At 64.4% G+C, this 14,000-nt stretch carries 15 protein-coding genes; 7 read left to right on the forward strand and 8 right to left on the reverse strand.

Annotated elements, in window-relative coordinates:
- Together ACLQI9_RS12895 and ligD are read right to left on the reverse strand one after the other, a co-directional pair.
- Positions 1-649 (reverse strand): tyrosine-type recombinase/integrase (locus tag ACLQI9_RS12895; protein ID WP_442391737.1); only part of this gene is annotated, 649 nt, incomplete at its 3' end.
- A gap of 50 nt (positions 650-699) precedes the next feature.
- Positions 700-1,740 (reverse strand): non-homologous end-joining DNA ligase, encoded by a 1,041-nt coding sequence (gene ligD / locus ACLQI9_RS12900; RefSeq protein WP_442391738.1) that lies wholly within the window; start codon positions 1,738-1,740, stop codon positions 700-702.
- 57 nt (positions 1,741-1,797) lie between these two features.
- On the opposite strand from ligD, the gene ACLQI9_RS12905 reads away from it, so the two are divergent.
- A complete protein-coding gene (locus tag ACLQI9_RS12905) occupies positions 1,798-2,892 on the forward strand; it encodes an ATP-dependent DNA ligase (protein ID WP_442391739.1) in 1,095 nt (364 codons plus the stop codon).
- Between the two features lie 7 nt (positions 2,893-2,899).
- Positions 2,900-3,397: a DinB family protein gene (locus ACLQI9_RS12910; protein ID WP_442379346.1), complete on the forward strand. Its 498-nt coding sequence runs from the start codon at positions 2,900-2,902 to the stop codon at positions 3,395-3,397.
- Between the two features lie 115 nt (positions 3,398-3,512).
- Here ACLQI9_RS12910 and ACLQI9_RS12915 read toward each other — a convergent pair whose 3' ends face one another.
- A complete protein-coding gene (locus tag ACLQI9_RS12915) occupies positions 3,513-4,745 on the reverse strand; it encodes a cytochrome P450 (RefSeq protein ID WP_442379344.1) in 1,233 nt (410 codons plus the stop codon).
- Positions 4,746-4,837: 92 nt separating this feature from the next.
- On the opposite strand from ACLQI9_RS12915, the gene ACLQI9_RS12920 reads away from it, so the two are divergent.
- On the forward strand, positions 4,838-5,275 hold the full coding sequence (locus tag ACLQI9_RS12920; protein WP_442379343.1) for a lipoprotein LpqH: 438 nt from the start codon (positions 4,838-4,840) through the stop codon (positions 5,273-5,275).
- Positions 5,276-5,281: 6 nt separating this feature from the next.
- Here ACLQI9_RS12920 and ACLQI9_RS12925 read toward each other — a convergent pair whose 3' ends face one another.
- From ACLQI9_RS12925 to ACLQI9_RS12940, 4 genes are all read right to left on the reverse strand, one after another.
- Positions 5,282-6,187, reverse strand: coding sequence for a haloalkane dehalogenase (locus ACLQI9_RS12925; RefSeq protein WP_442379341.1), 906 nt, complete (start codon positions 6,185-6,187; stop codon positions 5,282-5,284).
- A 21-nt stretch (positions 6,188-6,208) separates the two neighbouring features.
- Positions 6,209-6,694 (reverse strand): NUDIX domain-containing protein, encoded by a 486-nt coding sequence (locus tag ACLQI9_RS12930; RefSeq protein ID WP_442379406.1) that lies wholly within the window; start codon positions 6,692-6,694, stop codon positions 6,209-6,211.
- A gap of 95 nt (positions 6,695-6,789) precedes the next feature.
- Positions 6,790-8,151 carry a WS/DGAT/MGAT family O-acyltransferase gene (locus ACLQI9_RS12935; protein WP_442391740.1) on the reverse strand — a complete coding sequence of 454 codons (1,362 nt, stop codon included), beginning with the start codon at positions 8,149-8,151 and terminating at the stop codon, positions 6,790-6,792.
- A 75-nt stretch (positions 8,152-8,226) separates the two neighbouring features.
- Positions 8,227-9,510 carry a DUF7159 family protein gene (locus tag ACLQI9_RS12940; RefSeq protein WP_442391741.1) on the reverse strand — a complete coding sequence of 428 codons (1,284 nt, stop codon included), beginning with the start codon at positions 9,508-9,510 and terminating at the stop codon, positions 8,227-8,229.
- Positions 9,511-10,008: 498 nt separating this feature from the next.
- On the opposite strand from ACLQI9_RS12940, the gene ACLQI9_RS12945 reads away from it, so the two are divergent.
- The 4 genes from ACLQI9_RS12945 to ACLQI9_RS12960 all read left to right on the forward strand — a co-directional run bounded on the left by ACLQI9_RS12945 (position 10,009) and on the right by ACLQI9_RS12960 (position 13,744).
- A complete protein-coding gene (locus ACLQI9_RS12945; protein WP_442391742.1) occupies positions 10,009-10,518 on the forward strand; it encodes a restriction endonuclease in 510 nt (169 codons plus the stop codon).
- A gap of 179 nt (positions 10,519-10,697) precedes the next feature.
- A complete protein-coding gene (locus tag ACLQI9_RS12950; RefSeq protein ID WP_442391743.1) occupies positions 10,698-12,191 on the forward strand; it encodes a CoA transferase in 1,494 nt (497 codons plus the stop codon).
- 312 nt (positions 12,192-12,503) lie between these two features.
- The gene (locus tag ACLQI9_RS12955) at positions 12,504-13,133 is read left to right on the forward strand and encodes a TenA family protein (protein ID WP_442391744.1); all 630 of its coding nucleotides are present in this window, start codon (positions 12,504-12,506) and stop codon (positions 13,131-13,133) included.
- A complete protein-coding gene (locus tag ACLQI9_RS12960) occupies positions 13,118-13,744 on the forward strand; it encodes a TenA family transcriptional regulator (RefSeq protein WP_442391745.1) in 627 nt (208 codons plus the stop codon). Before ACLQI9_RS12955 ends, ACLQI9_RS12960 begins: the two co-directional genes overlap by 16 nt.
- A 115-nt stretch (positions 13,745-13,859) precedes the next feature.
- Here the strand turns inward: ACLQI9_RS12960 and ACLQI9_RS12965 are convergent.
- Positions 13,860-14,000, reverse strand: a 141-nt coding sequence (locus tag ACLQI9_RS12965) for a DUF1918 domain-containing protein (RefSeq protein ID WP_442391746.1), incomplete at its 5' end; no start/stop codon positions are given.

Below are 14,000 nucleotides of genomic sequence, written 5' to 3' on the forward strand. Positions count from 1 at the left end.
CTCGCTCGCCGAGCAGCAGCGCCGGATCAGCAGCGTACCGGTGCCCACGGCGGGCTCGGAGGTAGCGGTCCAGGGCTACCGCTGTGCGGGAGCCGAAGTAGACCGCCCGGACCCGTCTGCCCTTACCGGTCACCTGCACGGTCCCGGTGTCGAGGTCCAGGTGCTTGGGGTCGATACCGGTTAGCTCGCTCACCCGCAGCCCGCAGTCGATGAGCAGCCGGATCATCGCCGCGTCCCGGAAGTCGTTGAACTTCCTGCCCTTGCAGGCGTTTAGCAGCGCGGCCAATTCCTCGTCAACCAGCACTGGCACCGGCGGCGCCTCAGGCTTGTCGACCGTCAGCCCGGCCAGCGGGTCCGTGCGCAGAATGCCCTCGGACAGCAGCCAGATAGTGAACCGGCGCAGCCCGCGCCAGCGGGTGAGGATGGTGCCGTCAGTGAGCCTGCGCTGCCGCAGCGACTCCAGCCAGCCCAGCACGTTATCCCGCGACAGGGCCGACAGGTCGTTGGGGTGGCCGTGTGCGGACAGCCACCCGCAGAAGTAGCGGACGGACTGGCCGTAGAGCACCCGGGTGCGCTCGGACTTACCTTCAACGTGCAGGACCCGGTCGAAGCTGGCGGCCAGCGATTCCAGGGTCTCGGGGACGGGCATGATGCCCATGTTATCGGGCGAGTGCCACTCATGCTAACTCGATTTGGCCGTCAGTCGCGCTTGCTCTTGCTGGTCAGATCCCTATTTCGGCTCGGCTGAACTCTCTTCGGTTCGCCTGGCATTTTCGGGTAATTCGGTGGGTAGGGCAGATCGCCGAGTCCGCGCTTTTCGTCGGCCTCGACCATCTCGAGCAGCGGCGCGATCGACTGATCAACCGAATCCATGTCGGCCCAAGGGTCGTCGCGGCGGGCCACCAGATCCGCCACGGTAGCCATGGTGTAGTCGTCGGGGTCGGCGGTGGCCAGCTCGTCCCACGTCAGCGGCATCGACACCGTCGCGATTTGGGTGCGCCGCACCGAGTACGCCGACGCGAACGTGCGGTCGCGAGCGTTCTGGTTGAAGTCAATGAAGATCCGCTTGCCCCGTTCTTCCTTCCACCACGAGGTCGTCACCGCATCCGGCGCACGGCGCTCGACCTCGCGCGCCAGCGCGATGCCGGCACGGCGCACAGCGATGAAATCCCAATCCGTTTTGATCCGCAGGAACACGTGGATACCGCGGCCCCCTGACGTCTTCGGGTAGCCAACCAGTCCGAGTTCGTCGAGCAGCGGCCGCAATACGTCGACGGCAACGGAGCGGGCCTCGGCAAAACCGGTGCCGGGCTGGGGGTCCAGGTCGATGCGCAACTCGTCGGGGTGCTCGGTATCCGGGCAGCGGACTTGCCACGGATGCAGTGTGACGGTGCCCATCTGCGCTGCCCACACGATGGACGCGGGATGGGTCACCTTCAGCGCGTCGGCCGTCCGCCCGGACGGAAACGTGACGCGGCAAGTCTCGAGGTAGTCGGGGTGGTGCTGGGGAATTCGCTTCTGGTAGATCTCCTCGCCGTCGATACCGTCGGGGAAACGCTGCAGATGAGTGGGCCGGTCCCGCAGCGCGGTGAGCATCGGGCCGCCAGCGACCGCGAGGTAGTACTCGACGAGTTTGCGTTTGGTTCCCTTGGCTCCCAGCTTGGGGAAATAGACCTTGTCCGGGTTAGTGAGCCGAACCGCGATCCCGTCGACGTCGAGTTCTTGTGCTGCCGCAGCCATATTCCGATTCCAGCACGCCGCCGGGGTCATCCACCGGCCAGACGCGACAATAGGTCCGTGGAGCTACCCGTGATGCCGCCGATCTCGCCGATGCTGGCCAAGTCGATTCCGTCGATCCCACCCGATTCGTCCTATGAGCCGAAATGGGACGGATTCAGGTCCATATGCTTCCGCGACGTCGATCAGGTCGAGCTGGGCAGCCGCAACGAGCGACCGATGACCCGCTATTTTCCGGAACTGGTCGCGGCGGCCAAGGCCGAGCTGCCGCAGCGGTGTGTGATCGACGGCGAGATCATCATCGCCACCGACCACGGCTTGGACTTCGAGGCGCTGCAGCAGCGCATCCACCCGGCCGATTCACGAGTGCGGATGCTCGCCGAACACACGCCCGCGTCCTTCATCGCGTTCGATTTGCTCGCCCTCGGCGATGACGACTACACCGGGCGACCATTTTCCGAACGCCGCGCCGCGCTGGTCGACGCTGTAGCTGGTTCGGCGGCCCTTTCGGGCCGCTCGATCCACGTCACACCCGCGACAACCGATCTGGCGACCGCGCAACGCTGGTTCGACGAGTTCGAGGGAGCAGGCCTCGACGGGGTCGTCGCGAAGCCGCTGGGAATCACATATCAGCCGGACAAGCGCGTGATGTTCAAGATCAAACACGAGCGCACCGCAGACTGCGTGGTCGCCGGCTATCGCGTGCACAAGTCGGGCGGCGGGGCGATCGGCTCGCTGTTGCTCGGGCTCTACACGAACGACGGCACACTCGCATCGGTCGGCGTCATCGGCGCTTTTCCGATGGCCGAGCGGCGGCGACTGTTCACCGAGCTGCAGACGTTGGTGACCAGCTTCGATGATCACCCGTGGAATTGGGCCGCCCACGAGGCGGGCGAACGCACACCACGCAAGAACGAATTCTCACGCTGGAACGCGGGCAAAGACCTCTCGTTCGTGCCGCTGCAGCCCGAAAGGGTGGTGGAGGTTCGCTACGACCACATGGAAGGCGAACGGTTTCGCCACACCGCGCAGTTCAACCGCTGGCGCCCCGACCGCGAGCCCCGGTCATGTACCTACGCGCAGCTGGAAACCCCAGTCACCTTCAACCTTGGCGACATCGTCCTCGGCCTCGGCCCGGCCGGCGCCTGCGGATGATGGTGGGGTGATCGATCAATGTGCGGACTGCGGTTTCATTTACGACCTCAGTCAGTCAGCGGCAGTCGAGCTGAATATCCAGGAGTGGGTCGCTGAGGTCGTGGCAATCTTGCGCGCCCGCGATGTCGACTTGCGATCCGGGCGGCAGCCCGGTGTGTGGTCGCCGCTGGAGTACGGCTGCCATCTGCGGGACATGCTGCTAGTCCAGCGCGAGCGGGTACTCGCGGCCCGCCGCGTGGATCAGCCGGACTGCCCCCCGTCGGGACGTGACGAGCGGGTCGTGCACGATGGGTATGCGGAGCAGGAGCCCGAGGATGTGGCCCGCCAACTCGCAGACGCGGCAAAGATGTTCAGCAATGTCCTCGCCCGACTGACCGCCGACGACTGGAATCGCACAGTTATCTATCACTATCCAGAAACCTGCGAACGCTCATTGCGGTGGGTCGCGATACATACGATGCATGAGGCTCAGCACCACCTCCTCGACATTCGCCGCCAGGTCTGATGGGCCCCTGGAAACCGCGCCGTGGGCACGCGGCTGATTTACCGCCCCCTCGAGCGGCCACTTATGACACGCTATTTTCCGAAAAGCGTGCAATAAGTGGACATTCGGCCAACGGTTAGACCGCGACGGACAGCGTCGACAACCCGCGCAGCGTGACATTTCGCTTATAGACCGGCTCACCGTCCAGATGCGCTTCGGGGAAGCGCGCCGTGACCGCCGACAGCGCGACCGCGGCCTCCAGCCGAGCGAGCGGAGCGCCCAGGCAATAGTGCAGACCTCGTCCGAATGCCAAGTGCCGGAAACCGTTTCGATCCGGGTCGAAGGTCTCCGGCCGCTCGAACTCGGCGGGGTCATGCTGAGCTGCGGCCAGCAGCAGCAGCATTGAATCGCTCTTGACGACCGTGGTATCCCCAATCGTCATCTCGTCGGTGGCGATTCGGGCTACCAATTGCACGGGCGGGTCGTAGCGCAGTGTTTCCTCGATGACCACCGGCGCGCGATCTGCGTCGGCGCCCAGCGCGGCCCATTGCCTGGGATGGCGCAACATCGCCAAGATCGCGTTGGCGATCAGGTTCACGGTGGTCTCGTGTCCGGCGATCAGCAGCAGGCTGCACGTCGAGACGATCTCATCCTCGGTCAGCTGATCGCCGGACTCCTCCACTGCGATCAACCGCGACATCAGATCGTCACCGGGTTGCGAGCGGCGCTGTCCGATCAGCTCGTGCAGGTATCCTCGCAGCCACTGACCAGCCTGAATGCGCTCCTCCATGCCCTGCGACGGCTCGCCGGTGATCGTGAAGAACGGGTCCAGCGCCTGCGCCAGCAGCGCCGATGCGCGACTGAACTCCGGCTCGTCCTCGAGCGGAACCCCCAGCAGCCGGCAGATGACCGCCACCGGCAGCGGGTAGGCCAGATCACTGACGACGTCGAACCGGCCCCGCTCGGCGATGCGGTCGAGGAGTCCGTCGACCAACTCGGCGATGTCCGGTTGCAGCTCATTGACGACCTTGGGCACGAACGCCTTGCTGACCAGTTTGCGCAGTCGGGTGTGATCAGGCGGATCGAGAAACAGGAAACCGGGAGGTCCCGGCGGGCGCACGATCGTGCCGTCAGCGAGCATGCGTTGCGCGACCGTCGACTTGAGCCGGTCAGCCGAGGACGACGGGTGCCGCAGCGCCTCGTCGCAGTCCCGATAGGCCGAAAACACGGTGAGGTTGGCTTCCGGCAGCTGCATTGGGCCGCGGTCACGGAACTGCTTGTACACCGGGTACGGGTCGGCCCGGTTGGCCTGGTCCAATAGTTGCAGCAGAAGTGCCTGCGGCTCGGCGACACTCGACACACTCGTCATGCACACATTGTGCAGGCGTTCGAAAGATGGTTGCCGTTTCGCGACGTCAACCCGCTAGATTCGCCTTAAGGATCGCGAGCAGGGGGATCGTTGTGAACGGTAAGTCGGTTGTCGTCGCGGTCGCTGTCGTGATGATCGGCGTTGCCGGGTGCTCATCGCACCCAGCGATCAAGCCGGCACCCGGGACGTTGCCGCCCGGCACTGCCGAACTCAGCGTCAACGGCAGCACCACGCGGGCCACCAATGCGGTGCAATGTGAGTCCATTAATTGGCTGCGGACCATCAAGACTGGCGACGAGGCCTCGGGTGTGACCGTGATGCTCTCCAACGCGAAAAAGCTGGTCGCCGAATTCGTGCGGTTCCAGAATTTCGACGGCTTCACCGGCAGCTACGAGCGCCATCAGCAAGGCGAGGCAGCGGTTGCTATGACCGGTCCCATCTATCGCATTGCCGGTACCGCGGTCGGCTTCGCCGGCGTCAAGGCGACCGAACGGACGACGGCGCCATTCGAGCTGCGCGTGTCCTGCTGACGCCGGTCAGCTGCGCAGGAATTCGACGATATGGCCGGCGAGTTCTTCCCCGGCGTCTTCTTGGAGGAAGTGCCCGGCATCGTGCACGACCGGGTGCTCAATCCCCTGCGCGCCGGGCATTTCGCGCTGAAAGATCGGCGCCATTCCGCCGGTGATCGGGTCCCCGTCGCTGAAAGCGACCAACATCGGCGTCGAACTCGCGCACAGCTTCGCCCATGCCGAGCGGTTGGCCGGTGCCGCCGGGTCATCCGGTGACGTCGGCACCAACCCGGGCATGGCCCGCGGTGCAGCGCAGTAGGTGTCGTCGGGGAATGGCGCATCGTAGGCCGCGCGCACCTCGTCGCTCATCGGCCGGCGGCAGCCGCCCTGCACAAACCGGCCGACATCGATCGATGGTGCCCCCTGGATCGCCTCGCGGAATCGCCACCAGATTTTCGGCATCGGGATATCGCCGGTGGGCAGGCCGGTGTTGGCGACGACGAGCCTGCCGAAGCGTTCGGGATGCTCTGCGGCCAACCGCAATCCGATCAATCCGCCCCAGTCCTGCCCGACCAGGGTGACCCGATGCAGGTCCAAAATGTCGAACGCCAGTGCCCGCACCCACTCGACGTGGCGTGCGTAGGTGTGGTCCTCTCGGCGCGCCGGCTTGTCGGAACGACCGAACCCGACCAGGTCCGGGCAGACAACGCGATACCCCGCCGCGGTCAGCGCAGGAATCATCTTGCGGTACAGAAAGGACCACGACGGCTCGCCGTGCAGCATGAGCACCGGGTCAGCGTCGTGTGGCCCCTCTTCCACCCAGGCCATCTGCAGCGACCCGCCGTCGTCGTCAGAAACTTCAGAATACCTTGGGGTATAGGGGAATTCGGGCAAGTCCGTGAACCGGTCGTCAGGTGTTCGCAGCGTCTGCATGAGTGTGAACATACGACATGTTCATTCACCTTGCCGCAAACCGGCCAGGGTGGAGTTTGCCATCAATCGATCCAGAAAGGCATGGTGGCCTTTGAGAAGCTTGGTCTTGGCCTGCGCCACCGGGAACCAGCCCACCCGGTCGACCTCGGGGAAGGCCTGCATCCGCCCGGATCCTTTGGGCCATTCGAGTTCGAAGGTATTGCTATGGGCGCTGGCGATATCCAAATCTCCGCGCACGGCGAACACGGTGAGCACCTTGCCGCTGGGCTGCTTGACCGAACCAAGGTCGATCCGCGGGCCGGTCGGCGGTGCCAGCCCTACCTCCTCTTCGAATTCGCGCTGTGCGGCTGCCCACGGGTCTTCGCCGTCGGTATACTCACCCTTGAGGATCGACCAGGCGCCGTCATCCTTGCGGGCCCAAAACGGCCCACCCGGATGTCCGATCAGGACTTCGACGACGCCGTCGCGCACCCGATACAGCAGCAGCCCCGCGCTCAGCTTGGGCATCGCCGGCTGAGCCGGATTGCCCGGCTCGCCCCCTCGCCGCTCCGCGGCTGGGGGGACCCCCACCTCATCGCGCTGGCGCTCTGCATCGTCGCCGGTCAAAGTCCCGTCGCGCGTTCCAAATCTTTCAGCGAGCTTTCCAGATGACCCAGCAGTCGCTGCAGATGCGGCACACTTCGCCTGCACCCGACCAGGCCGAAATCGATATTGCCGGCGTTGTTGGTCATGGTGATGTTCAACGCCTGCCCGTCCAGCGCGATCGACAGCGGATAGTTGCCGTCGAGCCGCGCGCCGCCCCAGTACATCGGCTCGGTTGGCCCCGGCACGTTGGAGATGACGATATTGAACGGCGGCGGCGCCGACGAGACGAAGCCCGGCAACGCGGAGAGGCCCAGCGGTGCGATGAGGAAGACCGACAACGCAAATGCTTGTAGCCGAGGCAGTTCGGAGAACACCTTCTTGTTACCACGCATCGATTCGCTGATCGTCTCGAGCCGCGTCGCCGGATCCTCGACGTCGGTGGCCAGATTGCACAGGATGCTGCCGACCATGTTGCCGCCGCTGTCGGCCTCCTCTTTAGTCCGGAGGCTCACCGGGACCATCGCGACCAGCGGAGTGTCCGGCAGCGCATGTTGCTCGAACAGGTAGTAGCGCAGCGCACCGGAACACATCGCGAGGACGACATCGTTGACGGTCACCCCAGCGGCCTGCTTGATGCTTTTGATCCGGTCCAGCGACCACGACTGGGCGGCCACTCGCCGCGCACCGCCGATGGGAACGTTGAGCATGGTGCGCGGTGCGCCGAACGGCAAGGTCAGTTGCTGTTCCACCAGAGCTGCCCGGGCCAGCGACCAGGTCGAGGGACCAAACGCCGCAACAGATCCTGCAAGCTGCCTGAGCGTCTGCCACCGAGACCGGTCGGCCGAATCGCGATGACGCCGAGGAAGACTCCAAATCGCCCGCAGCTCCGGATCATCCGCATCGGTCGACAGCATGCGCTGCATCAGTTTCAGCGCGGAGACGCCATCGATCAACGAGTGGTGAAACTTGCTGTAAAGGGCGAACCGGCCGTCGTTCAGTCCCTCGACGAAGTAGGCCTCCCACAGCGGGCGATGCCGGTCGAGCAGGCTGCTGTGCAGTCGCGAGGTCAGCTCGAGCAACTCACGGACCCGTCCCGGCGACGCCAGCGCCGAGCGCCGCAGGTGATAGTCGATGTCGACGTCATCCGCATCGTCGTAAGCCCACGCAACGTTGGCGAGTCCGCCGACGACCCAGGCGGGTCGCTTGCGAAAGGTGGGTTGGAATTCGCGGTTGGCGGCCAGAGCGGCGGCGGCTTCCCGGACGAACTCCGGCCCGGCGCCCTCCGGCGGCTCGAACAGTTGCAAGCCGCCGACGTGCATGGGGTGCTCGCGCGATTCCGTCAGCAGAAACACCGAGTCGGTGGGGCTCATCAGGTCCATCGCTCTATTAAAGCCCTGGCGTGGAGCAGATTCGGCCGAATCCGCGCAGCGATGTGACGGTCTAGACCCGCGCGGTCACAGGTGGAAGCCCGGGAAACCCGGAAAGTGCGGGAGCCCAGGACCCGGGCCGTGCGGGATGCCCGGCATGGGACCAGGACCCGGCGGCCCCGGCCGGAGACCTGGGGCCCACGGTCCACGCCCGGGCATCGGGGGCGGCGCAACCGGCACTGGTATCACCGGCACAACGGCCGGCGGGGGCGGAGCGACCGGAGCAGGTGCCGGAACGGCCGGGGCCAGGGCCGGAGCGGCCGGGGCCTGCGCCGGTAGTGGCACCGGCTTGGCCGGAACCACCACACTTTTCCCAAGGCTGGGCCGGCTACTGACCGAGGGACGGATGTCGAGCGCCAACGAGATCGTTAGCGCCGCAACACCGAAAACGAAGACCATCAGTACGCCGAGGGCAACCAGGAACGGTCGACGGCCCGGCTCGGTTTCCACGGCCAAGAACTCAGCGTCCCCGACCGCTGTATAGAAGTTGGCCTCGTCCGGCGCGGCGCTGTACGCGAGTTGTTGGCTGTCCGCGCCGTCGTAAACCGGCATGACCGGCTCCGCTGCTCCGGTGCCGGGATCTTGGGCATACGCCAAGGCGGAGGTTGACCAATCGAAAAGCGGCGCATGCGCGGATGCCAGCGCCGCACCGCGAGCCAGCGCCGATTCCTGCTCGGTGGGCGCGCTGATGGTCAGCGGAGTCGCGGCGTCGAGCTCCGCCTTGATCATCGCGACGTCAACTCCGCTGGAACCCACCACGAACAGGCCCTGCGGATGTGGTTCCAGCCTGCTCGCGCCGGCGGCCATCGCCGTGAGCTCAGCCACCGCATCCGCGTCATCATTCGGCAGCGAAGCTCGGCGCACATCGGTGATCGAGCCGTCCCCTGAGTCGACGACAGCCAGCGTCGCGCAGTCCGGCTCGATGAACAGCAACCCGGTGTGGGCGTAGCCGATGCTGGTGCCATATGCCTGAGCCAACGCGGCCGCGGACAGAAAGGCCGAGACCAGCATGATGTTTTCCACCCGGTGAGCAGCCAACGCATCCCGCAAGGCACCGGCCTCGACGGGATCCACCCAGGTCACACCGGTCGATGCCAACCGATAACCGCTCTCGGCGGCACCTTGTCGAGTGCCCAGGATCGCCGCCAAAACCTGATCGGTCGCGCTCGAGGTTGCGGCGTTGCCGGTAGCCGCTGCAGTGGTGACCGGAAAAGCGTCCTGGTCGAGGGTGGCGCCGTCACCGTTTTCCCCTTCGACCAGCACCATTCGGACTGTCGACGGTGCCATCGACACCCCAAAAACGATGTCCACAACCCCTCCAACGCAGTTGTGCGCTGCCGTGTCAAGGTCTGGCGATCGGCGAAACCGCGCACGGTCCCCCGGCCGACTTGATCCCTTGACCCTACTCTCGGATCAGTTGAGCAGCGCCAGGCTGGTCAACTGGTGAACAGTCCCCCGAGCGGCCCGATGAGACCGAGGATGGGATCGAGAACGTCCTGCTGAATGCCAGTCAGCTCCAACAGATTCTCGATGTCCTGACCGATCGGTCCCTCGATGGCGGCGACGCAGATGAGTAACCGCTTAACTGTCCCTAAGGATTTCTCAGAAAGCAAGGAGTGCTAGGAGCCGACGCCCTGGCTACGGCAGCGGCTCTTGAAGGCTAAGATTTGATCGCCTCCACGACATGCCGTCGCGCGTCGCGCAGCCCGAACTTGTCGTTGCCGATCCTTATTATCGGCCCATGCACAGGGCGTTCCTGGTCACCTCCGCAAACACCCGCTTCCCGCGCTAACCGGACGTACTCCTGGCATGAACATTGCCTTGATCTTTCTCCCGCTTTACTTCGGGCTCATCGTCGGCGTCATCGGCCGCGACGTCTGGTTGGGCTTGGCGGGAGCCATCTTCGGCGTGCTCTTGGCGCTGTTGCTGCGGCGTGAGGGCCCACGCGCCGGCATGACAGCAATTGATGGCATGAGTGGGGTGGAGTTTGAGGGCTACGTCGCCGCCCGCCTGCGCCGTGCGGGCTGGCAGGTCAGATTCACCCCGGCGGTCGGTGATTACGGCGTCGACTTGATCGCCGAAAAGGACGGCCAGTCCGTGGCGATCCAGTGCAAGCGTCACGGCAAATCGGTCGGTGTTGCGGCCGTCCAGCAGGTGGTCTCGGGTGCGCTGTACCATGGCTGCACCAGGAGCCTTGTCGTGAGCAACCAGGAGTTCACTACTGCCGCAAGGCAATTGGCCTATACCCATCGTTGCCAATTGATTGGGCGCAGAGCATTGCAAGCCTGGGTACCACCGCCCTCACGGAGGGCAAGTTAGCAACGAACCGGCGGCAGCGCAGCCCGATGTGACCTGACACAACAACAGCGGCCGATCGTTGGTGCGTAGGACATTGCCCTCGTCGGATTTTCTCCCGATTGTGGTGAAGACCGGGGCTATGTCGACGTACACGGCTCAGTTGAGTGCACGTCAATTTTCGACAGAAGAGGAGACGGACTGTGAATGCGGCAGAAAAGCTGGCGAAAGCCATAATCGAGAACTACGACAATCCCTTACAGGGCAGCACGATAGACGTGCCTGCACATGTTGAATCCTTGCTACAAAGCTTAGGGGCAACAACTTCCGATTCCGGAGGTAAGGTCACCTATTACGGCTCTGATCCCATCACGCCCGATCGATTGCCATATGGATCTATCAGCGCAATCTCGCTGGCCGCCAAGGCGATCCTGATCGCAAAGATATGGAAGGAGCGTACCGGCGAGGGGCAGGATATTCACATCGACGTGCGAAAGGCTTTGCGGCGCCTCACCCCGTTCCTCGAGGGAAAGTGGGAACTAGTCAATGGATTCCCCGGACGCACGGACCCATTCAGCCCATTTTCCGGCGGTCCCGATATTGTTCCCACCAGGGACGGCAAATGGATTATGCTTGCCGAGCCCTATCCCGCTTTACGCCAGCGCGCACTCGATCTCCTTAAACCCAAGGGTGGCTTTTATGAAGCGCTACGCGACGCGGTGAAAGAGTGGAACGGTGAGGAACTTGAAGAAGCCGGTGAGAAAGCCGGCGTCCCGATGCCGCTCGCCCGCAACATCAAAGACGTGCTGAAGATGGATGCCTTCACAAAGAACCTGGGGCTGATGCCTCTGGTCAGCGTCGAGAAAGTAGGCGAAAGCGATCCAATACCATTTACGCCCAACCCGACGACGCCGCTCGACGGTATCCGCTTACTCTCGTCAAGCCACGTCATTGCCGCCCCTTCGATCGGTCGCGCAATGGCCCTGCATGGCGCCGACTCGCTCAACGTGTGGCGGCCATCCGATGTCGAGCACACACTCTGGCACTACACCTCGCATGTCGGAGTGCGCTCCACCATGCTTGAGTTGGCTGACAAGGAAGGCCATGCGAAGTTTAGTGAGCTTCTTTCCCAGGCCGACGTATTGGTCACGAATCGCCGTACGGGATGGCGGGATCGATTCCACATCACGTCCGAGGACGTGATCAAAGAGCGCCCAGGTCTCATCGACACCCAGATCACCTGGGCCGGCGAAACCGGACAGTGGTCGAATCGCGTCGGCTTCGACATCACGGCCACTTTCGCGTTGGGCCTGGACAACATTGAGGGCAGCGACGAGAAGCCAGCACATCCGTCGATCTTTGTGGCCTGCGACTACGCAGCGGGTTGGCTCGCAACCTGCGGCATCCTGTCGGCACTGCTCCGGCGTGCGAAGGAAGGCGGAAGCTACCGCGTCAGGGTTTCGTTGGTACGCACCGCTCTCTGGCTTGCTGAGTTGGGCATCTTCGATCGCGACTACGTGAAAAAGACGGCCGGCTCAAATGATGAGCACCTCTACCCGGATCCCGATGGATTTGTTGTCGATACGCCAATGGGTCGCTATACCGGCATCAAGGAAATGGTCGAGATGTCGAAGACGCCGGGTGAATACAAGTACCCATTGACACCGTTTGGTTCGTGGCAACCAAGCTGGCTCTGACCGGATAGCTTTTGGCGGTGGCGGAGGGATTTGAACCCTATTCAGCTACCTGGTCGTTAGGCCAAAATAGGCTCTAGCTGCGGAAAGACATCACAGCAGTTCACACTAGTTAACTGTAACTGTGGCCAAATTGTGGCCAAATTGTGGCCACGGGGCCAACCACAGGGAGATCAGGAACCGCTCTGCTCACCCCGCTCATTCGCTCACCTGCGGAACGGGTCGCTAGCAAACCTTCCGCGAAACCGACCCTGGAGTTGTCTGGATGGCACCGCCCTCGGTGGTCGAGGCCATGCCGAGCCTTAGGCTTGGTTCGTGGTCTCGCTTGCCGACTCGTTATGGCACCGGAACCGGGTCCTGGCTGATGCGGCGCTGGAGCACACGTTCGTCCAGGGCATCGCGTCGGGAGAGTTGGCCCGAGCTACGTTCGCCTACTACGTGGGACAAGACGCCGCGTTCCTCGATGCGTTCAGCCGCGCCTATGCCTTGGCTCTGGCCAAGAGCCCCGACCAAGACGGGCTGATCGCGTTCAGGGAGCTACTCGATGCCGCCGCCGACGAGCTTCGCCTTCACCGTGGCTACGCGGACCGCTGGGACGTCGACCTTCACCAAGCGGCAGACCCCGCCACCGCGGCCTATACCAACTTCTTGTTGGCGGTCGCTGCGCTGGAGCCGGTTGGCCACATCGCGGCAGCGATGACGCCGTGCCTGCGCCTTTACGCCTACCTCGGCCAGCAGCTGGCCGCTCAGACAAAACCCGACAGTCCCTATCGCGAGTGGGTGATGACCTACTCCAGCGCGCGGTTCGAGGCCCTGGCCCGACGTCTGGAGGGCCTGCTCGACCGCTACGGCGGTGATCACAACCGCCTGGCCGTCCTGTATCACCAGGCGATGGAACTCGAACTGCGGTTCTTCGACGCTGCCACCCGATGCGCGAGACCATGACTGCCGATGCGTTGATGAGGCGTCACACCGCCGCGTGGCAGGCGGCCACTGTTCACCCGTTCCTCGAGGGCGTGCGGGACGGATCGCTGCCCGAGCACTCCTTCGACCGGTGGCTGGCCCAGGACTACCTCTTCGCGCAGACCCTGGTGCGCACCCAGTCCCGCATCGCGGCCACGGCCCCCCTCGCCGACGTCGCCCTCCTCGCGGGCGGGGTGGTCGCCGCCGTTGCGGAGCTCGGCTGGTTTGAGGAGATGGCGGCGAGGCGCGGCCTGGCCCTCGACGCCGCCATGCATCCGACGACTCGGGCCTACTGCGACTTCCTGCTGGCATTGACCTACTCCGGCTACCCGGCCCAGATCACCGCCATCTGGGCGCTCGAACGCACCTATCTGGAAAGCTGGGACAGCGCCCGCCCCGGTGCTCACCCCCACCGGGAGTTCGTGAACAGGTGGACCACCGACGGGTTCCGGTCCTACGTCGGCGACCTCCAGAGTTCCGTCGATCGCCAGCTCGAGGCCTCCGTCGGCGAACAGACCCGAGAAGCTGAAGACGCCTTCTTCTGGGTGACCTACTACGAGCGAGGCTTCTGGGACATGGCGATGTCAGGTTAGACCGACCGGCATCCAACCCAGTCCTGTCCGCCCGCATGCGCGCGAGAGCCCATCACGTGATGGCCCAACCAGGCCACCAGCAAGCCTGCGGGGCGATAACGGCGAGCCGCAGCACCTACTCGTTGGTGCCGCGGTGTGCGCCCCGTTCCTGTGCCCGCTCGTCCGCTGCTTCCTGCTCCTCTGGTGTCACCACCATGGCATCAGGGCCCGGAACCACCGTCGCCACATGGCCGGTGGCCAGCCACCGCACCACGTA

Source organism: Mycobacterium sp. (genome assembly GCF_052143115.1).
GTDB lineage: Bacteria > Actinomycetota > Actinomycetes > Mycobacteriales > Mycobacteriaceae > Mycobacterium.